This window comes from Algoriphagus sp. AGSA1, assembly GCF_021390545.1.
In the GTDB taxonomy this organism is placed as follows: domain Bacteria; phylum Bacteroidota; class Bacteroidia; order Cytophagales; family Cyclobacteriaceae; genus Algoriphagus.
Map to the genome: position 1 here is coordinate 36,470 of NZ_JAJUWR010000033.1, position 22,057 is coordinate 58,526.

The window sequence follows — 22,057 nt, forward strand, 5'->3', positions numbered from 1 at the left end:
GCAGAAAAGAAATAGGCTTTTTTTAGGTTTGATTCTGGATAAATTCTAGTGAAATTCTGTTGAACTCTTCAGGACGTTCTACATTTACCACATGTCCACATTTTTTCAAAATTGTCAATACTGAGTGTTTATGAATTGTAATTATCTTCTTCACCGGTTCCAGAAACATCACATCCTGATCCCCCATCACATACAAGGTAGGAATACCCAAGTCGGATTCCTTGAAGTATTTTAAAAGAGGATTTATCTCTTTTGTCAATTGGAACCATCGGATAAACTCTTTCTGACAGAGCTTCTGAGCTTCATTTATAAAGACATTCCTCGATTCAGTGTGTTGCTTCCTAGGCATAATCACAAATGCGAACAACCTATAGAGCCAAATATAAGGAACCAGCCGCTTGAAGGTGTCCCCCATTGAAACCAAGAACCTAGACCGTGTAGTCAATCTCGTTACGGCTCCCGCCATTATCAGAGCCTTGACCCTCCATTGTGCCAGCTCGGCCAACTGACGCACGATGATGGTTCCCAGTGACACTCCCATAAAGTTAGCAGGCGGGATTTTCAAATGATCCAATACCTCAATTACGTCTTCTGTCACCGCCTGAAAAGTATATTCCTCATTGTAAATCGCCTTAGGTAAATCTGTGGATCTGCCATGCCCACGAAGATCTATCAGCAAAAGATTATACTTTTCACTAAAATCCTTAAGCTGCTTAAACCATACTGCGGAAGAGCCTCCTGCGCCATGGATAAACACTACCCATTCTTTGCTTACTGAATGAGAAAATACTTTGTGATACAACATATATGGTTAACCTACAGGCTTAGCATAAGGTTGTCTGCTTACAAAAATAGCTTTCTTAAAGCAGTAAAGTTCAATAAAACTTACTGGTGGCAAATCTTCACCATCAATGGAAAAAATGAAGGATACTAAAAAAACCAAGTCCAGGATCAAAATCAGCCTGGCCTAAAATGTCGTAAAATCAGGGAATCAATTAAAGCTCCCAGCCTACCGTAGTCTGCAAAACATAATCTAGCTGGGCAGCTCCCTCAACAGGCTGATTATCAAAGTTCATTGTAGTACCTACCTTCAGATAGAAATCTGAGAAAAAGTCGTACTTGACATCAAGTTTAAAATCCGTCCTGAACCGTCTAGACTCGGTAAAACCCGGGTAAGCCATCACACTGGTCAAAAGGTTGAGATCCCCAATATCATAAAGGTTCAGCTCCGCACCCAGCATAGCTTCACCTGAGTTGCGTGAAGATGTGTCATCAAAGTAGGATTCAGAGTTTAAGTTGACACCTGCCTGGAAACCAAAATAGGTTTTATTGGTATGGATCAAATATTTACCCAAACCTATCTGGTTACCAATCCGGCTTCTGATCAGTTGCTCAGTATTGGATAAGAAGGTAAAGTTATAAAGCAAAAACCAATCCCGGGGAAGAAAATAGTTGTAGGCAGCACTTGCATCTGTACGCTTTACATCCCCCGCATTATCCTGTGTGGATCGTAGCACATTATAGGAGGATCTGATTTTCCACAGGTCTGCCAGGTACCCCAGCCCACTTCTGACATTAAGTTGTTTGAGATTATTCGCCCGTGTAAGACTCCAGCCCAAATCAACATTCGCAGAAAGACGGCTCCAAAAGCCCTCGTTCAGCGCATTGAGGTAAACTACTTCTTCGAGACCTACAGTTTCCCTTCCCCCCATCAGCTGTTCGGACTGGTTTTTTCTCTTTGAAATAGTTCGTAATAACCCTTCTGGATTATAGCTGTCGATCTCGACTTTAAGGCTATCTATGCTGTTGAGTGTACCATTGTAGCGTTTCCCATTGGATAGAGTAATCAGATATTTAGTTTTGGAAGCAATCTTCCTGATCTCACTCCAAGTGATTTTGAAATCAGAGTCACTATAATCCGTCTCAATAGTCAGGACACCTTTATCCATACTTTTTATTTCCCCCACAATTATATTTCCATTGCTCAATAGAAGTGAATCAGTCTGGGCGGAAGCATGGGAGAAAAGGACTAAAACAAATGCTAAAAGTAGTATACTTTTTTCCGTAGTCATAAATTTCAACATGATAATCCACAACTATTCCAGCAGTCAAAATTTCTTCGGTCGCCCGATCATAAGGCCAAAAAAGGCTGATCGAAATGACCTAAATGTCCCGATGGCTATCGGGACTACTTAATCCTATAATGCTTTAGTCTCTTTTAAATAGAAAAGCGGATATATATAAAATTTGTCCCCTTAAAATAGTAAATTAAGTCCAGAATGAATAAAAAAAAGCACCCCGTTGACGGCGTGCTTTTTAAAAATTCAAAAACGTTTTGATTAATCAAATGTATATCTGATACCAATTTGTCCTCTCCATCGGGAAAGGAAATCACTTACGAAGTATGGCTTCCCATCATTCAGGCCTGAACCAGTATACTCATATATAGGAGTTCTAGTAGAGCCATTTACTTCTACCTGATCTAAATCGATAACAGAGAAGGCGTTATTGCTGATGCCATATTGTCTTCCCCATTCTTGATTGATCAAATTGCCTAAGTTTAGTACATCGAAAGTAAGGGTTAATCTATGATTAGTCTCTCCTTCTGTCTTCAATTTAATTTCATGCATAAAACGAACATCAACCTGATTGGTCCATGGTAGTCTGTTTGAGTTTCTTTCTGCATATTCCCCTCTGTGCTCACTCAAATATTTGTCATTCTCGATATAGGCATTATAGGCATTCCACTGTGCATCTTGCTCTGCCTGAGTTCCGGTAAATTGGATCTCACTTTTTGAAGCAGGTATATAGATCAGATCATTACCAAAAGTTCGATCATTATTAAGATCACCATTGACTACATAAGAGAAAGGAATCCCTGACTGCCCATTATAGAATGCAGAAATAGTGGTAGCTGAACCATTCTGGAATCTGATTTTATATCCAAGTGAAGCAACAACTCTTGATCTTACATCAAAATCTGCAAAACCAATCTCCGCATTGTTCCCTCCATTTACCTGCTCTACATATCTCCAGTTTGAGAATGCCTGACTGGATGTACCGCCATTTACATCTTTAGATCTTCCGTAGGTATAGGCTATGCTTGAGGTCAATCCTGATTCAAAGTTTTTCTGAAGCTGCGCTGTTAGGTTATACGCAAATCCTTTATTTGTATTAGTCAAAAGAATTACATCATTATAATCTGAATTGGCATAGCTACCATTAAAATAGACCCGATCATCGGCTCCGGATAGCGTGCCATCTTCCTGCTTATTCAGGTTTTTGAAATCTATATTCTGAAGGTTTTTGGTGTAAATAGCTTCAAATGTGCCTATAATACCACCTGGCAATTCGTGATCGATTGCTGCGTTTGCCCTAAAGACCTGAGGGAATTTGAAGTCTTTATCCGTCACGTTGATTTCAGAAACACCAAGTGATTTTCCGACATCAGCCGCATCGGCCTGATTGAATGGATCTGGTTGGAATGCAAACTCTTCCGGATAATCGCCAGTAGAAGTTTCTGAACTTCTGAATAACGCTACGCGTCCAAACTCATTTCCCGTATTGGTGTATTGGTTAGAGATCCACACAAAAGGAACACGACCTGTGAATAGTCCTAAACCACCTCTCACTTGAGTTTTCCCATCGTCCATCACGTCCCAGTTGAAACCAACTCTTGGTGAAATCATCAATTGAGCACCCGGAACCTGGTCAGTCGCCACATCGTACTCAGCAAAATCATTGTTGAAATCTGCATTCGCTGAAGGCTTGTCAGAGAAAGTCGGAATATCAATCCTTAAGCCAGCCGTTATTTTTACGTTCGGTTTCCACTGGTATTCATCCTGCGCATAAAAGCCTAACTGGAAAGCATTGAACTCTGCTCCTTGTTGAGGATTATCAGTTCTAGAGTAAGAATAATCATAACTTCTTGGCAACACTTCATCAGCTGTACCTACGGACTCCCAGTCCTCTAAAGAATAGTATGAATAGGCTCCATAATTCTGTCGGATAAACAAGTTGTAGGTAGAATAGAACTCATTGTGAGTACCAAAAGTCAACGTATGTTTACCTTTATATATAGTAAAGTTATCAGTGATAGTAAAGACATCTTGATCCAACTGGTTGGCTACAGAGAATGCTTCAGATCCCATATTGATAGAGCGTCCACCTGACAATCTGATGTTTACAGCCGGAAATGGAGAGCCTAGAGGATTTCTATCATCCCTTACACTGGTAAATCCGACGCGCAACTCATTAGACATGTTATTGCTTAATCTACTAGTCCACTCAAAAACTGATGTATTGGTTGTAGAAGGGAAGAAAATACCACTGTTGAAGAAATTAACAGAATTAGGACTTCTGGATATACTTACTTGCTCACCATATACATAGGAGTGTCTTAAGGTTATCTTGTTTCTATCATTGACATTCCAATCCAATCGTGCAAATATTTTTTCCGAACTTTGACTATTACTATAGGCACCATAAGTACCTGGGTCATAGCCCAGTCGTTCAGCTACAGCCTGAGCTCTATCCAATTCGTCTATAGTAATATTAGATCCTCCAGATGCACTGGTAGGATCAAATAGAACAGGAGAAGAATTCCTAGTGACTTCACCATTTACAAAAAAGAACAGTTTGTTTTTAATAATTGGCCCACCCAATCTAAATCCAGCTTGATAATCAGTATAATCATCCAGTTTGGTTCTGGCTTCATTTGGGCTTTTACCAACTAGATTTTGATTGTTTCCAAAGTAGAAAACTGATCCCTCAAAGCTATTTGTTCCAGATCTGGTAACGGCATTTATCCCGCCACCAGTAAAGCCACCTAATTTGACATCATAAGGAGCAATAACTACCTGAACCTCATCAATTGCATCAAGAGAGATTGGATTAACTCCAGTTTGTCCCCCATTGGTACCATTTGCTGCCAAGCCGAATACATCGTTATTCACCGTTCCGTCAATTGCAAATTGATTATATCTATTGTTTTGTCCGCCAAATGAAACTCCACTTCCAGAAGTAGACGCTTGCGGTGTAAGCCTTACAAAATCATTTACACTTCTGGAAATAGAAGGTAAATCAGATAATTGCTCTGATCCAATATTAGTAGCGGCACCAGTACGGTCAGCGTTCATTATACCTCCATTGCTTGCCACAACTTCTACGGCTTCTAGCTCAAGGCCATCAGATAAAACTGCATTTAAAGTGTAAGTTTGACCTAATCCTAACACAATCCCCTCGTAGGACCGGCTTTCATAACCAACAAAGGAAATAGAAACGGTATAGGGTCCGCCAACTCTAAGATTTGGCAATACAAACCGGCCGTCTAAATCACTGACCGAGCCATACCTTGTCCCAGAAGGAACGTGAGTAGCAACAATATTTGCACCTGGTAAGGTTTCTCCACTTGCTTCAGCCACTTTACCCTGCATGTTAGCAGATGTAACACCCTGTGACATTGCCAGACCTGTGCTCAGGACTAGCAGAAACGAAACACAAATACTTTTAAGTAAATTTTGCCTCATAATTTGTACGTTTTGATATATGTTGGTTTGAAATTGTTCATTGCAAAGGTAAATCCACCCGGATTGATGTTCGGGTAGATACTGTTAAGATTTCCTCCCCAAATTTCACAAATTTTAACTATTTCTTAACATAGTAACATAAATAAAATTCTGTTTTCCATACAAAAAATATCGCTTCCCGATTCTTTTACCTAAGAATCGGCTGTTATTTTAGAATAAAATTTCAGAAACCCCAAAAACCCATGGTTTGTCATTATTAATATTTACCACATATAATAACGAAAAAATCAATATTTCAAATGATTATTTTGATATTTGAGGCAACTCCAAAACAAGAAACACATTGAAGAAGAAGAACTTAATATGGCTTTATCTGTTTTTGTTCGCAACACTAGTGGATATGGCATTCATCCTAGAGCGGCAATCCGAACTCAGATTTTTTTCTAAACCTCTGATTTTAATAGGGCTTATTGGTTATTTCTACTCCTTCACCAAACCCATTTCATCCACTTTGCTGGCCAAAACTGTTTTAGCGGCATTGATATTCTCCCTAGTGGGGGATATCCTGCTACTTTGGGATCAGCTTTTTATTTATGGGATTGGCGCTTTTATGCTAGCCCATGTATGCTATATCATTGGCTTTAAAGTAGCACAAAAAGCCCCCGAATCAGTTTTAAATGTAAATTTCATCAAAACCTTTTTGATCAACTTACCTATCTATTTCCTTGGTGCTTTCGCATTTTACATGATCAACCCCAATCTGGGAAATCTCAAAACACCTGTTATCATCTATATCATTGTCATCGTAAGCATGCTGACTACCGCAAGAGAGCGCTATAGAAAATGTAATTCTGCCTCCTTTTGGCAGGTCTTTATAGGAGCATGCTTATTCTTTATCTCGGATGGCATTATTGCCCTTGACAAATTCTATAAGGCTATTCCTGACTCAAGTGTGTTGATCATGGGAACTTATGCCATAGCCCAACTGATGATAGTCATGGGCATCCGGTCACACATCATACAACCCAAGCCCTAATCAAACCATCTACTTTGGTTTAAATGGTTTCCCTCAGCACTTAAGCCCTATTTGCTTTACACCCGTTTTTTGATAGGTTTGTAAATTAGCGTTAATTGTACCTAACCACCCAACCCAAGAACCACCTTTACTTCCGATGCTTTTCAATTCACTTGACTTTGCTGTTTTCCTGCCTATAGTCTTTGTTATCTATTGGTACGTATGCAAAAAGAGCTTAAAGTCGCAGAATTTCTTGATCGTGGTGGCCAGCTACCTATTTTATGGATGGTGGGACTGCAGGTTTTTAGCCCTGATTGCCTTCAGTACTTTGGTTGATTACATCATAGGGATACAGTTGGAAAAAAGCGAAATGCCCTCCAAGCGAAAATCGCTTCTGGTGTTGAGTCTTGCGGTCAATCTGGGATTACTTGGCTTTTTCAAATACTATAATTTCTTCCTGGACAATTTTATAACCGCGTTTACCTTCATGGGAATGCCCATTAAGGCAAGTACACTTAATATCATTTTACCTGTAGGAATTAGCTTTTATACTTTTCAAACCATGAGCTACTCTATAGATATTTATAGAAAGAAACTTAAAGCCACAAAAGACTTAGTGGCATTTTCAGCTTTTGTCAGTTTCTTTCCCCAGCTTGTGGCCGGTCCCATAGAAAGGGCATCCAATCTGCTTCCGCAGTTTTACGAACGGAGGAAATTTGATCATACGAAAGCATGTGACGGATTACGGCAGATCCTCTGGGGATTATTCAAAAAAATCGTGATAGCGGATAACTGTGCGGAATTCGCCAACACCATATTCAACAACTCTTCTGAATACAGCGGCAGCACCTTGCTGCTCGGGGCGGTGTTTTTTACCTTTCAGATTTACGGGGATTTTTCAGGCTATTCAGATATTGCCATTGGTACATCCCGGCTGTTTGGGATCAATTTGATGCGGAATTTTGCTTTTCCCTATTTCTCCAGGGATATGGCAGAGTTTTGGAGAAGATGGCATATCTCCCTTTCCACCTGGTTTAGGGATTATGTCTATATCCCACTAGGCGGCAGTAAAGGAAGCAAGGGACAGCAGATCAGGAACATTTTCATTATATTTCTGATCAGCGGATTCTGGCATGGTGCCAACTGGACCTTCCTCGCCTGGGGGGCTCTGAATGCTATCTACTTTATCCCGCTATTGTTATTCGGCAAAAACAGGAAAAATCTTGACACGGTGGCCTGCGAAAGTAAGCTGCCCAGCCTCAGGGAAATGCTCTCCATTCTGGGCACATTTATGTTGACAGTAATCGCCTGGGTGTTTTTCAGAGCGGAAAATATGCGCCATGCCCTGAGCTTCCTAGGAGGCATCTTTTCCCCTCAGCTCTTTGAAACCCCGGACTTTTATCTATTCCCCGGAGCCATTACTCTGCTGTTGTTAATAATCGGCTTTCTTTGGGTAGAATGGAAAGGAAGAGTAGGGGAATATGGGATTGCCAGACTGGGTCTAATTCCCAGCAAAACCCGTCGATGGTCAATTTATCTCATGATCATCTTTATTATCGATATATTTGGAAATACCTCTGAAGAAATTGAGTTTATCTATTTCCAATTCTGATAGTATTATGATAAAGCTGTTCTTCAAACAAATTTCTTTCTTTCTACTGATACTATTGGTATTTAATTTCCTGTTGTTCTTTGTGATCAGCGGCTTTTATATCAAGGATTATGATGAGGTGGATTTAAGATATTCCGCATATTTACTGGCCGATTCACATGGTGTCCCATTGGGGGATTTCACAGAAATCCATCGTGTACATAATTTCTCAGGCCATAGTGACTCCTATCTGGATATGGAGCGCAAGCTGAACTATCTTATACGCAACACCAAGGTGGAGAAAATCTACCTAAGCGTAGATGACCACACCCTTTCTCCTACCAGGGAAAAACAAAACAACCTGGACAGGTCGGCATACTACACAGAAGCGGAGGATTTCCCGAGTTATAGAGACTATATGTATGACAGGTATTTAAAATACTACTGTGTCTTTTTGAATGACAGGTACAGTCTGATCATCAAAAATTTCATTCAGGATGAATTATTTGATTTTCGTAAATGGGGAGGGGTAAGATCCAAAAGTTCCTGGGAAGAGCTATCTGATCAGCAGCAAGAAACGATCAGCCAGGACCGGATCAACAATTATTTTGAAACCGATATCCCTTCAGAAAAGATGTCGGATTCCCTGGAGAGAATAATAGCACTTTGCAAGGCAAAAAACATTGTATTGATAGGTTTGAGATTCCCTATAAGCAAAACCTATGCAGATCTACTTAACGAGGAAAGCTATGATGCAGATGATCTCTTGATGAACCACAACTTACCTGTTGCGGATTTCGACAGTCTATTCCTGAATCAGGACGAAATGTTTCGAGACATGGATCATTTGGACAGAGATGGCGGGCAGACATTTGTAAAGATCTTATTCGATAGTCTGGCGGTAGCTAGGGTGATGTGAATTGTTTTCAAATCGGCCAAATAATACTACCTGCGTTTTTCCACACACTCCAAATAAGTATAAAAAGCCCTATAATCAATCATGATTATATATAAATGGCATTTGCTCCTTCCATTTTTCCCATAATTCTTGATATAGGATCAGAGAGGCCATACAATGCGCCACATTGATACGGCTTGTTTTTCCGGAATTAAAAATGGCGCTTCTTGTAGGGGAGTGGTGAAGTGAATATTCAGATGTAGTGGTATCTCCCTTATGGAGTAATTCGTTCCAATATTTTTTCCCCATGGGACAGGATCAGTAGGCCTATCCGTATTCAGCAGTTCTTCTCACTTGTCCTGAAGTCTTTCCGGGGTGTCGGGAATGCTGTTTACCAAAGTATTTTCACCTTGTGCGTTTTTATGAATCTCAAAGGAATCATACAGTTCGCCAAGTGCGGTGTAAGTTTTAAATCTGAGCACATCTTCCTTTACCTGCACCCACTGATAAGTCTGCGTACCATAGGCTTTTCTCTCCATCCAGGCATCTTCCTTGACATCATACATTTTCGGGCCGGCCACGGACACTACATAGACGGTTCCTTTCCCGTAATCCAACTTCCCGTTCTCTTCAAAAGCCATACCCCTAGCGTAGGCATGATCATGTCCCTGTATAGCCAGATCTACCTTAAACTCCTGCAAAATCGGCCTGATGTAATCGATCATTTTATCATGGTAGCGATCTGGCGCAGTGGCATAAACCGGATAATGAAACGTGATCACAGTCCACTTTCGGGGATTATCAGTCAGAATTGATCTCAACCAATCCATCTGGGCTCTTCTATACTCCGGGGATTCATCGATTTGCTCCCCGTCCAAAGAAATAAGTTTGAGCTCCGGAAAGTTCACCTCGAAGGTAGTTTCCTCCAAACCCTTGGGGCCATTTGTAGGCAAGTTGAACTGGGCATTCCAGTATGGTGTAAGGGTTGCTGGATTTTTGGAAAATTCATGGTTCCCAGGTGTCATCATGGAGGGAATGCTGGAGTGAATCCATTGCCCTGCTTCAAACCACTCACCCCATTCGAAATCTGCACTCTCATGATTGATCAGATCACCTGCATATACAATAAAATCCATTTTGGGCAAGTTGATGACCGCTTCGCGAATAACCCGGCTAAACATAGATACCACTTCATTCTGTACATCTCCGAAATAAAGGAAATTCACTTCCTTATCATTCTGTGGAATGGTGAACTGGAACCATTCACTCCAGGATTCTCCCCCTCCCACTCGGTACACATAGCTGATTCCTGGCTCTAGACCCGTCAACTTTACCTCATGATAATTGGCATAACCAGTAGGTACATTGTCTTGTCGGGACACAAGGGTTTGGGTAAGCGCCTCTTCCAGTTTGGTCTTTTCACGAAATTCCGGGCCAGCAGTAGCCTTGGCGAGCTCCAGATGTGATACAGCAAGGGTGGTGTCCGTCCGCCAGTTTACATGGATTCCCTTAAGTGGATCCTCGGATAGATTCAGGATAATCCGGTCAGGCTTTAGACTGGGAAGTAGGTGAGCATTAATATTATAGGATGATGAATTCTGTGAGAAAGCCAAAATTGGCCATACAGAGAGAAGAGCCAATACTATTCGGCTTATCTGAAACACTTTACACATTATCGATTAGTTATGTTTCACTTGATTTTGGATCCGGATTTTCAATATGGTTTTTTGCCTATGCTTAGTTTATAATTTTAAACGGTCTGAGAGCCTTTACCTAACTTGATTCGGCAGAATCCAGAATCACTGCTCCGTGTGCCTATTGCATCATGCCCGATCTTATATTAAAGACTTCAATGGCGATCTTTCAGACTATTGATTTATGTTAAATTTACATGAAGCTCAAAGAAACATCCTTAGATGGTAAAAGTTGCTGCAGCCTTTCCCGTCCTAGCCCTCCCCACAGGCTGGCTTCCCGATGCGCTTCACTATTGGGACGGACACTTTATCAGTAGAAGGCGGTCGGTCCTGCCAAAATGAAACGAATGTGTTCCACATAGGGTGACATGGTATCGTAGAAACAACTGAATCCCTGCCTGGCAATCAGTATTCTGATTAAATATTTGGTGTACCGCAACACACTTATTATTCTACAATTTTAGGATGGTTTATTTCCTTATTTTGGGTCGATAATCGCCATAACTCCTTCTGATTGTATTTCTATTTCCTTATTATGCATTCTGTTGTTTTAACCATTCTAAAATTGATTGGGTAGTTTCCTCTGGCTTTTCTTGCTGTATCCAATGACCACAATCCAGACTGACAACATCCAAATTAGCAACGATATTTTCTAGGTTTTCGGACTTTGGAATCGTGTCCTGTTCACCATATATCATAAGAGTCGGCTGATGAATGATTGGGGTTACGTCCGCCATTAAGTGCCAGTTTCTATCAAGGTTTCTATACCAATTTATACTTCCTGTAAACCCTGATGATTCGAAGGCAGAAACGAAAACAGCCAGTTCTGTGTCTTCCATTAAGGGCTCCCCAAGCGGTTTTTCTGCTCTTATTTCCACCTATGATTCCTGTCTGTTTCTTTTTATTCTTGAAGCCGTCGTTTTGCTATACCCACCAGCCCCTGTGCCTCCCTATTCCCGCACCTTGCGTAGTGTGTCATTTCCATTATCCACAGGTCTTCGGGTGCTACTGAGAGCAAATTAATAAATTGCCCCGGCACATTATAAAATCTTAAGTTGCCAAATAAAGTGCGCCCCTTTTGCCAGCAGTGTCACAAGGGATTCTGAAGGGAGTCGGATATATACCCAGAAGGTGGGCAAAAACTGACTGTTCCTCTTCTGCTAGAGGGTAGCTGCAAGAAAGGGAAAAAAGGGAGAGTAAGCTTAAATGTTAAAATTTACGAACAATACGTAATATTACGACTTATTCGTAGGTTTTTTGGTCACTATTATCTAGCTTGACATCATGGAAGAATTAACAGCACATGAAGAACAGATCATGAAGATATTTTGGAAGCTTGACCGGGCCATAGTCCGGGATGTATTATATGAGCTTCCAGATCCCAAACCTCCCTATACCACCTTGGCCTCCACGGTAAAGGTTTTGGAAAAAAAAGGGTATCTCGGGCATAAGTCTTACGGAAAAACCAATGAGTATTACACGCTGGTTGCCGAAAGTGATTATCGAAAAAAAAGTTTCAATCACTTGGTAAGAAACTTCTTCGGAGGATCCGTGGAGAACGTGTTGTCTTTCTTGGTGAAGGAAAAAAAGGTGTCTGAAAAAGAGATTCGGGAAATGCAGAGATTAATAGATGGCTACGAAAAAAAGCAATAAACCATGAGTGATCTGGTCAATTATTTATTGGAAGGCAGTTTGATATCCGGACTTGGTTTGATCTTCTACATAAGTCTTTTTGAAAGATTGACATTCTTCCAGGGCAATCGTGCGCTACTGATCGGGATCGTGCTCATATCATTGGTTCTGCCTTTGATATCTCTGGATTTTAACTTTTTGGGAACAACATCAGTGGCAACATTGGGAAGTTCCGTACAATGGGTAGAGGCAAAAGTCAGCACGACTAATTTGGAACCTGAAGGGTTTCCCTTCCCCTGGCAGCTCATCGTGGCAGGGATCTATTTGTCTGGAGTAGCAGTTGCCTCCATCAGGCTCCTGATGGGAGTGGCCAAGACAATACTGATGGTCCGCCGCTCCCTGAAAGTCCGTCATAGGGGAAAAACTATAGTCGTGAATCCCAGGTTTGTCCCTTCCTCATTTTTCCAGTACATATTCCTTCCGGTTCTTGATCTTGAAAATGAGGAGCACCAGCAGATTATTTTACATGAATCAGTACATGCGGGCCAGTACCATTCAATAGACATTATGCTTATGCAATTTGCCAAAGTGTTATTTTGGTTCAATCCACCGATATATCTCTTGGAGAAGTACCTGCGCGAGACCCATGAATTCCAGGCGGATCAGATTGTAACCCAGACCTATTCCCCAATTTCCTATTCTAGGCTTTTATTGAAGCAGCTCACTGCTGACTGTGGGCTTCAATTCACGAATAATTTCAATCAATTTCAAACCAAAAAAAGAATAATTATGATGAACAAAACAAAATCAAACCGTATGCTCAAAAGCAGATTTCTGCTGACAGTACCGCTTGCGGCACTAATGATTGGGCTGTTCTCCTGCGATATGGCAGGAGGTACTAAAAAGATCGTCGGCACATGGGTAGGAAGTGACTTCTCCTTTGAACAAACAGAAGGACCGGACATGACAGAAATGATGGAGGGGGGCAAACAGCTCCATATGGATGGTAAGTTGATCATTAGAGAGAACGGGACTTATCAGATAGTAACCGGGCAAGATGACATGAACGGGAACGGAATATGGAAAATGGAAGGGGATAACTTTATCACAACAGACGCAAGGGAAAATGTAACTGTATATGAGATCAAAAAATTAGACCCTGATCAATTGAAAACAGTGCATGCGGTCTCCATGGATACTCCGATGGGCACAGTTGCCGGTAATATTACACTCACCTATTCCCGTTAAAAAATTTTATAAAAATCTACGACAATCTCGTAGATTTTTATTTTTAATTAAGATTATCTGTTGGAAAAATGAGTCTCTCCTCTGTTTTGCGGGCATCAAATAAAAGTCCGCTTTTAGGATTTCGTGGAAAAGCTCTGCATATCCACATCCTCAACTTTAATTACTGGAGGAAAGAGCCCTGCAGTTTGAAAAGATCATACAAGAACTGATTTCCGACCAATTAATCAGGGAAGAGATGATTGAAAATGAATATGTGTATTTGTTTAAAAACCTGAGGATTGTCAGTGACTTCAGGCTCTCGGCAACGATGATCGATAAGGAAAACAAGTTTATGAAAAAGGATATTTCAGAAGGTGCCCATCAAATAAGATCTATAATTTTCCCCACACTTGATCGTTAAGGAACATAAGCTTTTAAGCGATTTCAAAAATTAACGGATTATCCTGGTTCCACGCTCCATCTCTTTAAATTTTTTATGTATATCCGCTTTTCTGCCAGTAAAACAATAAAAGCATCATAGGATTCGGAAAACACCAGCGTCAAGGCCACTTCGGTCACCCGTCTTCGGTCTTCCGTCCAGTAAAGCAAAGAGAATAGGGTTACTGGCATCATTGCGGATAATCACATTAAATTTTCAGACATCTTCCCATAGGCATCATTCTTGGAAAATTACACCTACCCATAGGCTAACGGGCTATCTATCAATCTCCGTCTCATTTTGCCTTACAGTTGTGAAAAAGGGAGCTGACGCTGATACCATGTAAAAAAAGAAGCCACTAGGACATTTCCCAATGGCTTTAACCTTCTTAAACTTAGCTCAGCTACTTTGCAAATTGCACAGTAGCTACGACTGGAAGATGATCAGACGGATAACGCTGCTCCTTCGCATCTGTTAGCACAGCATATTTCAACACCTGAAAATCTTCACTCACAAACACATAATCTATACGGTTTTTCATAGGAGCAGTGAACCGGAAGCCATTGCTTGTTCCTATCGGCCCGTAAGGAGGCATTTTTGTACTGGTGTATGAGTCCTTAAGGAAAGCAGACAATGCTATTATTTGCTCTGTATCGGGAGTGGAATTAAAATCCCCTGTACAAATTATTGGTTTGTTTTTAGCAATTTCCCTGATCTTCTGGATCATAAGTTTACCTGACTCCTTTCTGGCCTCTACCCCTTGATGATCGAAATGCGCATTAAACACATAAAAATCCTTCTTGGTTTTTCTGTCTTTCAAAAGTGCCCAAGAGGCAATTCTATTACAGCAGGTAGCATCCCAACCCAAGCCTGGCTTATCAGGGGTCTCACTTAACCAGAAATTCCCAGAATCAAGCAGATCAAACTTCTCTGTTTTGTAAAATATCGCTGAATGCTCTCCTGCAGACTTGCCATCATCTCGTCCCACTCCTACAAAAGCAAAACCCGGCATCTCCAGCAGATCATTCAGCTGGTGGATGAACGCTTCCTGGGTACCTACGATGTCAAAATCATGGTATTGGATCAACGCCTTCACATTTTCCTTCCTGTGAGGCCAGGCATTCATACTATCCCTTGGGGTGTCCATTCTCAGATTGTAACTCGCCACCTTCAGTTCAGTGTTTTTTTGACCTAAGGCTGTAAATGACAGCAAAGCTAAAAAGGCTACTATGTAAATTTTCATAATGATAAGAGGTTAAACACTCCGTAAGAGATTTTGGGAAAAGCTTACGGAGTGTAGTTTGAATTTAAATATTACCAACCAGGATTCTGGCCTAATGCGGGATTTCGGATGAGATCCGTCTCCGGAATAGGATACAGGTATTTTTTATCCAGCCACTCCCGGACTCCCGGATTGAAGATTACTTCTCCTGAAGTGCCATTAGAAAGCTGAAGTCTGCCAGCAGCAGAAGACGGGCTTACATCCACAGAGGCTATGGCAGGATTAGATGACCCAGGCCGCTCACCTTGATAGAACAGCACATCCATAATCCCATCCCCATTAAGGTCATATTCTCCCAAAGCCGGCACATATATTCCATTCATAGGAGAATCTGCAAAGAGTTCACCGATATGCCATCTCCTTAAATCATCTGGACGAAGCCCTTCAAAGACCAATTCCACAGCTCTTTCTCTCAACACTTCCAAAAGTACAGGATCCGTAAATTTACCTTTGTAGTATCCGACTAAATAAGGATCTGCTTCAGTAGGAAGAGAGGTCAATGTGGCACCTTTGATTCCAGCTCGGTCACGGAGGGCTCCTATGGTTTCGGCCCAAGTTCCCGGGGTCATAGCTCCTAACTCCGCCAGTGCTTCTGCCTTGTTCAATAAGACTTCAGCATATCTCATAATAATGTGGGCGTTGTCATTTCTACTTTCATCATCATATGGAAAGCGTTCGTCATAAGACCATTTAATTGGCTGATATCCTGTAAAGGTCTGGTTGAAGTTGGGTGGTGCCACTACGGGAACACCATTCTCAGTGCGGTGATAATCTCCCAGACGAACCGTCTGTTTCAGCCGCAGATCCCTATTCTTCACTTCTTCTACGAATGGAGTCGTCTTATATTCAGGATTATCGGTAAATGGAGTACCATCCAAATTCAGATATGTATTGACAAAATTACGTGTCAGGCTAGGCCTGTTGCCATAAGTTGGGCTAATGAAGCGACGATTGGCCGAACTGAACACCTGCAAACTGGCGTCCAAGGCAACTGCTAAAATCGTTTCATCCGCATAGGGTGTCTTAGCAATGAAAATCTCCCTATAAGAGCGATCTTCCTGAGCTGCCCTGTGTAGCGTAAATCCGGTAATCTCATTAGCCGTGTTGACCACCTCTTGATACCAGGCATCTGCAGAACCCTGCATGCCATGCTCAGCATGATATTTCCTATAAGATGCCTCAAACAATGCAATCCGGGTCTTATAAGCCCTTGCTACATTTTTTGTGATTCTGGTAGAGGAGGCATCAGATGTCAAAGTGATGTTTTGGATGGCAAAATCTAGATCTTCTAGGACTTTGTCCATTACCATAAATCTATCATCTCTTGGCCCATAAAGTGTCACACTATCCGTGATCTCTATGGTCTTGTCAATCCATGGTACATCCCCAAACCGCTTCACCTTATCAAAATAGAATAAGGCTCTAAAGAATCTGGCCATTCCTATGTAATGGTTCTTTTCAGTCACCGGACTCTTTTCAGCATTTTCGATGAAATAATTGATATTTCTCAAGTTTGACCAGCTCCAACCAGAGCTGGTAACGGGACTTAGAGCGTTCACTGCCAGATAAGTATCCACCCCATTTCTTGCGATTAGATCTGAGACATCATCTCCTTGAAATACACCTACATCGGTTCCGGGTAAAATATCATAAAAGGAATTACTGTAAAGTTCCAGCCCATTGGCAGAACCAAAAATTGCCTGATTGCTGGCTGTATCCACTGGATATTCATCTAGATTACAGGAAGTAACTGCCGCTAATAAAATAAGTATTAAATATTGAGATATCTTCATGATTGTTCGAATTAGAAGTTAACTGTAAGCCCAGCTGAAATTGCCTTTAACATAGGATAGTTGTATCCATCCCCGCTTGATCCTCCGCTTAGATCCCGGTCAGATCCATAAATACTGGTCACATCGGTATCCTTTGTCCACTTGTACAAGGATGACCAGGTCCAGAGGTTTTCTGCAGAAAGGTAAATCTTCACGTCATTTGCATGGATCTTGGAACTCAGGCGCCGTGGCAAGGTATATCCCACTTGGACGTTTCGAAGACGGATATAAGCAACATTCTGCAAAAATCTATCGTTAGGCATATTCAACGCCCTCCCTGTTCCCTGAGCGATATAACCGACAAGTCTAGGTAAGTATGCATCGAAATTCCCAAGTTCCTCCCGGAACATATTGTCCTCATGCCAGCTAGGGTACTGATTGTATGGACGGTTATATTGTCCCCAGAATCTAGCTTCGGCCGATGGATACCAGTCCTGTTGTAGGACACCCTGGAAGAAAGCACTGAGAAAAAACCCGTTCCACTCGGCATTTAAGTTCACCCCATAGGAGTAGCGTGGTTCTGAGTTACCTATGATTGATTTATCCCCGGAATCACCTACCCGATTCGATCCATGATGGATTATGTCATCCCCATCCAGGTTTTTGAATTTCAAATCACCTACATAGTTTTTCCGGGTATTAGTATTTGGGATATTTGCCTGAGAGGGAGAATTCAGTATCTCCTCTTCCGAACGGAACAAGCCCTCTACCTGGTACCCCCAGATTTCCCCTATTCTTTGACCTTCGTAGTAATCTGTGAGGTTTTTGTCAGGATTATTATATTTGGTGATATAGGCTTTGTAATCAGACATGGTTAATCTGATGCTGTAATTGAATGGCTTCTCTGCCAGTATGAAGTCATCATTCCAGGTCACCGTAGCTTCCCAACCTGTGGTCTCCAGATCCGCATAGTTCCCTTTTGGTACAGTGGTTCCGTAAATCGCAGGCAGGGTAGGGCCTACTGTAAACATATCCGTAGTCCATCGTCGGTACCAGTCTGCAGTAAATTGCAGCTTATTGTTTACACTGGCAAAATCCAGTCCTATGTCTCCCGTGGTAGAGGTTTCCCAGGTGAGTCCCTGAGGCACTACGCCAGGCATCCTAGTCGCTTGTGGGCGTTGCCCATCGATAATTCTTCCCATCTGGGAAATGGAGAAATTCTCTGTGAAGGAGTAAGGGTTGATGTTACCATTACCTAAAGAGCCATAAGAAGCCCGGATTTTAAGACTGGTTAAAAAACTAGGTTTGACTTTCCAAAACTGCTCTTCAGACACTGCCCAACCTACAGAAGCTGAAGGGAAGAATGCCCACTGCTGGTCTGTAGGGAATTTGGAAGATCCATCATATCGTCCGTTAACTTCCAACAGGTAACGGCCCATGTAATCATAGTTTACCCGGAAAAAAGTACCGGCAATTGCCCATTTTTGATGGCCCCCATTGGTTACTATGCTTTGTCCCAACGCCAGGTTGAGGTCATCTGCATCTGGGAACACAATCCCGTTTCTTCTGGTAGTCAGGTTTTTATAAAGTGAAGTCTCGTAATTGAAGCCGACCAACAAACCTAGATTATGGGCGTTCTCAAAGGTGTTCAGGTAATTGGCATACAGGTTAGTGGCATAGTACTGCGTGGTATTTCTGCGATCTTGAAGATCGTTGGTATTTGTACCTGTGTATCCAGTCACTCCTTCATACCTGCTGTAGGGCACCTGCACCCGTTTTTGAAAGTAGCTGTTGTCATTAGTCTGGAAGGTAAAGTTTCCGTTCAGTGTTACCTTCTTATCAAATAGCTCAGCTTTTGCCGCCAGACGGTTTTTCAGGAATCGCTGCACTTGATCCACAGCATTTCTTCCAATGTAATAATCCCCTACGGTATAGGCAGCAGGGAAGGACAATGAACCGTCAGGATTAAATAATGGCGCAAGCGGGTGACCCTCATCTGCCATGTTTCTCCATATACCACTGCCCTCACCCACGTTTAGAGGCTGATGATAAGACATGTGGGAGTAATCTGTATTGTTTTCCACTTGCAACCATGGGGTAAGCTGGATGGTACCTTTTGCCCGGAAATTATACATGGCGTAGGTATCTGAATTATAACGGAATAGTCCATCCTGACCATTGTAGCGGCCACTTACATAATAGGTTGCTTTTTTATCTCCACCGGTCAAGGCTAGGTTATGATCCTGGGCAAAGAAGTTATCCTTATACAACTCCCTATACCAGTCCGTACTATAATAGTATTCGTATTCGCCAGTAGATGGATTTACCTCCACTCTTGGCAGAGAAGGGTCTTCCCATCTTCTTTTGATCTCCGCCAGGTAAGCAGGCGAGAATGGCAAAGTTTTATTGATGGCAGTGGGGGTATTTCCATTGTCATTCCAGTTAGACCAAGCATCGCTGAATCCCTTGGCCCAAGGATAAGATTCTGTAATGTTATCAGGAATTGTGGTGGGTGATTTAGACGAAAAGTTCGCTGAATAGGTCACTGAGGTTTTTCCTTCTGTAGCTGATTTGGTCGTAATCAAGACAACCCCAAATGCCGCTCTGGCACCGTAAATGGAAGCAGAAGCCGCATCTTTCAACACTGTCACACTGGCAATATCATTGGGGTTAAGCATCCTTGGATCACCCTCTACCCCGTCAATCAAGACCAAGGCACTTCCCTGCTGCCCAATTGAGGTGGTACCACGTACGTTAAAGGAAGGGGACTGGGTAGGTTTCCCATCCAGCATTCTGATGTTCAGGTTAGGAATAGCTCCTACCAAACCCTGAGCAATATTTGAGATAGGCCTATTTTCAAATACTTCAGATTCGACCTGATCCACGGCCCCGGTAAGGTTAGCCTTCCGTTGCTGACCGTAACCTACCACTACGACTTCATCGAGGCTGTTCTCGCTTTGAGCCATAGCCACATCCAATACCGAGGAGGAACCCACGGTAAGTTCCTGTGTTTGATAGCCTATAAATGAAAAGAGCAAAACCTGGCCTGGGGCGGCATCCAACGTATATATCCCATCCAGATCTGTGACAGTACCCGTAGTAGTACCCTTCACTAAAACCGAGACTCCCGGCATAGGTTCACCCAATTCGTCCCTTACTACCCCGGTAATTTTCTCAAAGCTTAGCTCCTTTGTGATCAGCTTTTCCTGCTCATCTTTTTGAATAATCACACTAATTGTGTTATTCACCTGCTTAAACCGCAAATTGGTCTGCTTAGCAACAGTGTACAGGTGCTGTTCTACTGTACTTCCTGATTTGAGGTAGTGTATTTCCCCTGCAGCGTTTAGAGCTTCCTCCGTGTAGAAAAATTTAAAATCCGAATTTTTCTCTATCGCTTTAAAAAACTTAAGCAAGGATTTTGGCTGACCCTCCAGAACTACGGTCACTTCATCAATTCCCTTGATTTGGGCTTTGGAAGAATTGGCGAAAAGAGGACTTACAGTAAGGCATAGCATTGCAATTCCCCTGGCCAATAGTTTGATAGACATTGCTATAAACGGTAATATTTTTTGCATAATTTTGACTTGAAAGTTTGAAACATCGTTTCCCCTGATTTCAGACTGCAAACTGATAGATACAGGGGGAGCATAATTTGTTTTGAATCCGCAGGGGCGTATTGGTAGTACGTCCCTGTTTTTGTCTCCATATCTATTTCATAGGCATTAGTTAAAATTTAGAGTTATCATCTTATCATCCATTACAAATTCAAATTGCAGGGTTTGACTCATCACGGTCAACACATTTCTGAGTGATTCCTGATTATCAAAAACCCCGGAAGCACTTAGATCCTTTGGTTTTCCATTTACTTTTATAGCCACTCCATACCATCGTTCCAGCACCTTTACCATCTCCTCCAGATTAGCTTCATCAAACTTCAGTATCCCTTCGATCCAGAGAATCCTGTCTGCTGCGCTCACTTTATATTTTTCCATCCGCGGAATATCCGGAGAAAGCAAAGACTCCTCCCCCGGGCTCAACTCTAGGTAGTCATCCCTACCATCCTGGTTTAGTTTCACCTTACCCGTAAGTAAGGTCACCGCTACCTTTTCCTCTTCCATGAAAGTGGAGATATTAAAAGATGTTCCCAGTGCCGTGGTGACAATTCCTTCGGCTTCAACCCGAAAGGGATATCCAGGGTCTTTGGTCACCTCAAAATATGCCTCCCCCTCCAATTGGATATATCGGTTGGTTTTAAAATTTTCAGGATAAGTAATGCTACTTTGGGAATTGAGATAAACCACCGAGCCATCTTCCAGAGTGACTTTGGTTTTCTCTCCTTTGCGGTTTGAATTGGTTATAAAAGACTCATGAAGTTCCTGTCCAGGAGTTTGATTGGTCTCTTGGTTGTTCTGGACAAAAAATAGAGTGGTAAGCCCCATCAGCAAAAATACTACGGCCGCCCTGAGCCAATTAAGCCTAAGCACTTTCCTGATTGGAGTACGCTTATGTAGGACAGACTTTGGATAACTGTCCTTCTTCAAGTTTATTTTTTCCCAGAGTTCAGTAGTTTCAGAGTCAGGTTCTCCCTCTTTGATTTGATCAGACCAAAGTTGGATTATTTCCGCAGACAGAAGCTCCTCTGCCTCCCTACTTCCCAGAAAGTTTAGAAAGTCCTGTGCCTCTGCTTGGGTAAGATTCCCATCATAAAACTCCTTACGTATATTATAAAAATCCATTCTCGGCTAGTTACAACTCTATATAGCCTTAGACCCAAAAAACTACTCATGAGAAAGGATAAAAAATTTGGAATATAATTGTTAAGCACAATTAAAATCCTTAACAATCATTTAACAGTAAAATCGAAAACTGAATTACAAGCAATAATCATATTTTACCCCCCTCTTATCAGCCAATTCACTTAAAGTCATTCCTTATCTAGCCTATGCTGAAAAACGCCAGTAATAGATCAAAAGCTATCA

At 41.9% G+C, this 22,057-nt stretch carries 16 protein-coding genes; 6 read left to right on the plus strand and 10 right to left on the minus strand.

Annotation, left to right across the window (positions count from 1 at the left end; genetic code table 11):
• Positions 1–22: 22 nt before the first annotated feature.
• The 3 genes from LZF95_RS21560 to LZF95_RS21570 all read right to left on the minus strand — a co-directional run bounded on the left by LZF95_RS21560 (position 23) and on the right by LZF95_RS21570 (position 5,528).
• Positions 23–805 carry an alpha/beta fold hydrolase gene (locus LZF95_RS21560; RefSeq protein ID WP_233757304.1) on the minus strand — a complete coding sequence of 261 codons (783 nt, stop codon included), beginning with the start codon at positions 803–805 and terminating at the stop codon, positions 23–25.
• 190 nt (positions 806–995) lie between these two features.
• A complete protein-coding gene (locus LZF95_RS21565; RefSeq protein WP_233757305.1) occupies positions 996–2,072 on the minus strand; it encodes a DUF481 domain-containing protein in 1,077 nt (358 codons plus the stop codon).
• Between the two features lie 267 nt (positions 2,073–2,339).
• Positions 2,340–5,528 carry a carboxypeptidase regulatory-like domain-containing protein gene (locus LZF95_RS21570; RefSeq protein ID WP_233757307.1) on the minus strand — a complete coding sequence of 1,063 codons (3,189 nt, stop codon included), beginning with the start codon at positions 5,526–5,528 and terminating at the stop codon, positions 2,340–2,342.
• Between the two features lie 400 nt (positions 5,529–5,928).
• Between LZF95_RS21570 and LZF95_RS21575 the strand changes: the two genes are divergently transcribed.
• The 3 genes from LZF95_RS21575 to LZF95_RS21585 all read left to right on the plus strand — a co-directional run bounded on the left by LZF95_RS21575 (position 5,929) and on the right by LZF95_RS21585 (position 9,053).
• Positions 5,929–6,564 (plus strand): lysoplasmalogenase, encoded by a 636-nt coding sequence (locus tag LZF95_RS21575; protein ID WP_306422389.1) that lies wholly within the window; start codon positions 5,929–5,931, stop codon positions 6,562–6,564.
• A 136-nt stretch (positions 6,565–6,700) separates the two neighbouring features.
• Positions 6,701–8,155 carry an MBOAT family protein gene (locus LZF95_RS21580; protein ID WP_233757311.1) on the plus strand — a complete coding sequence of 485 codons (1,455 nt, stop codon included), beginning with the start codon at positions 6,701–6,703 and terminating at the stop codon, positions 8,153–8,155.
• Positions 8,156–8,162: 7 nt separating this feature from the next.
• A complete protein-coding gene (locus tag LZF95_RS21585) occupies positions 8,163–9,053 on the plus strand; it encodes a hypothetical protein (protein WP_233757313.1) in 891 nt (296 codons plus the stop codon).
• 329 nt (positions 9,054–9,382) lie between these two features.
• Here LZF95_RS21585 and LZF95_RS21590 read toward each other — a convergent pair whose 3' ends face one another.
• Together LZF95_RS21590 and LZF95_RS21595 are read right to left on the minus strand one after the other, a co-directional pair.
• Positions 9,383–10,705, minus strand: a complete 1,323-nt coding sequence (locus LZF95_RS21590) for a metallophosphoesterase family protein (protein ID WP_233757315.1) — start codon at positions 10,703–10,705, stop codon at positions 9,383–9,385.
• Positions 10,706–11,259: 554 nt separating this feature from the next.
• A complete protein-coding gene (locus LZF95_RS21595) occupies positions 11,260–11,604 on the minus strand; it encodes an alpha/beta fold hydrolase (protein WP_233757316.1) in 345 nt (114 codons plus the stop codon).
• Positions 11,605–12,010: 406 nt separating this feature from the next.
• On the opposite strand from LZF95_RS21595, the gene LZF95_RS21600 reads away from it, so the two are divergent.
• From LZF95_RS21600 to LZF95_RS21610, 3 genes are all read left to right on the plus strand, one after another.
• Positions 12,011–12,379: a BlaI/MecI/CopY family transcriptional regulator gene (locus LZF95_RS21600; protein ID WP_233757317.1), complete on the plus strand. Its 369-nt coding sequence runs from the start codon at positions 12,011–12,013 to the stop codon at positions 12,377–12,379.
• Between the two features lie 3 nt (positions 12,380–12,382).
• Complete coding sequence (locus tag LZF95_RS21605) at positions 12,383–13,606, plus strand: M56 family metallopeptidase (protein WP_233757318.1); 1,224 nt, start codon at positions 12,383–12,385, stop codon at positions 13,604–13,606.
• Between the two features lie 178 nt (positions 13,607–13,784).
• Positions 13,785–14,006: a TetR/AcrR family transcriptional regulator gene (locus tag LZF95_RS21610; protein ID WP_262912303.1), complete on the plus strand. Its 222-nt coding sequence runs from the start codon at positions 13,785–13,787 to the stop codon at positions 14,004–14,006.
• 38 nt (positions 14,007–14,044) lie between these two features.
• On the opposite strand, the gene LZF95_RS21615 is transcribed toward LZF95_RS21610, so the two are convergent.
• The 5 genes from LZF95_RS21615 to LZF95_RS21635 all read right to left on the minus strand — a co-directional run bounded on the left by LZF95_RS21615 (position 14,045) and on the right by LZF95_RS21635 (position 21,814).
• Entirely contained in the window at positions 14,045–14,218 is a 174-nt protein-coding gene (locus LZF95_RS21615; RefSeq protein WP_233757319.1) for a hypothetical protein, read from the minus strand.
• Between the two features lie 209 nt (positions 14,219–14,427).
• The gene (locus tag LZF95_RS21620) at positions 14,428–15,267 is read right to left on the minus strand and encodes an endonuclease/exonuclease/phosphatase family protein (RefSeq protein WP_233757320.1); all 840 of its coding nucleotides are present in this window, start codon (positions 15,265–15,267) and stop codon (positions 14,428–14,430) included.
• Positions 15,268–15,338: 71 nt separating this feature from the next.
• Positions 15,339–17,099, minus strand: coding sequence for a RagB/SusD family nutrient uptake outer membrane protein (locus tag LZF95_RS21625; protein WP_233757321.1), 1,761 nt, complete (start codon positions 17,097–17,099; stop codon positions 15,339–15,341).
• Between the two features lie 11 nt (positions 17,100–17,110).
• Complete coding sequence (locus LZF95_RS21630) at positions 17,111–20,653, minus strand: TonB-dependent receptor (protein WP_233757322.1); 3,543 nt, start codon at positions 20,651–20,653, stop codon at positions 17,111–17,113.
• 147 nt (positions 20,654–20,800) lie between these two features.
• On the minus strand, positions 20,801–21,814 hold the full coding sequence (locus LZF95_RS21635; protein ID WP_233757324.1) for a FecR family protein: 1,014 nt from the start codon (positions 21,812–21,814) through the stop codon (positions 20,801–20,803).
• Between the last annotated feature and the right edge of the window lie 243 nt (positions 21,815–22,057).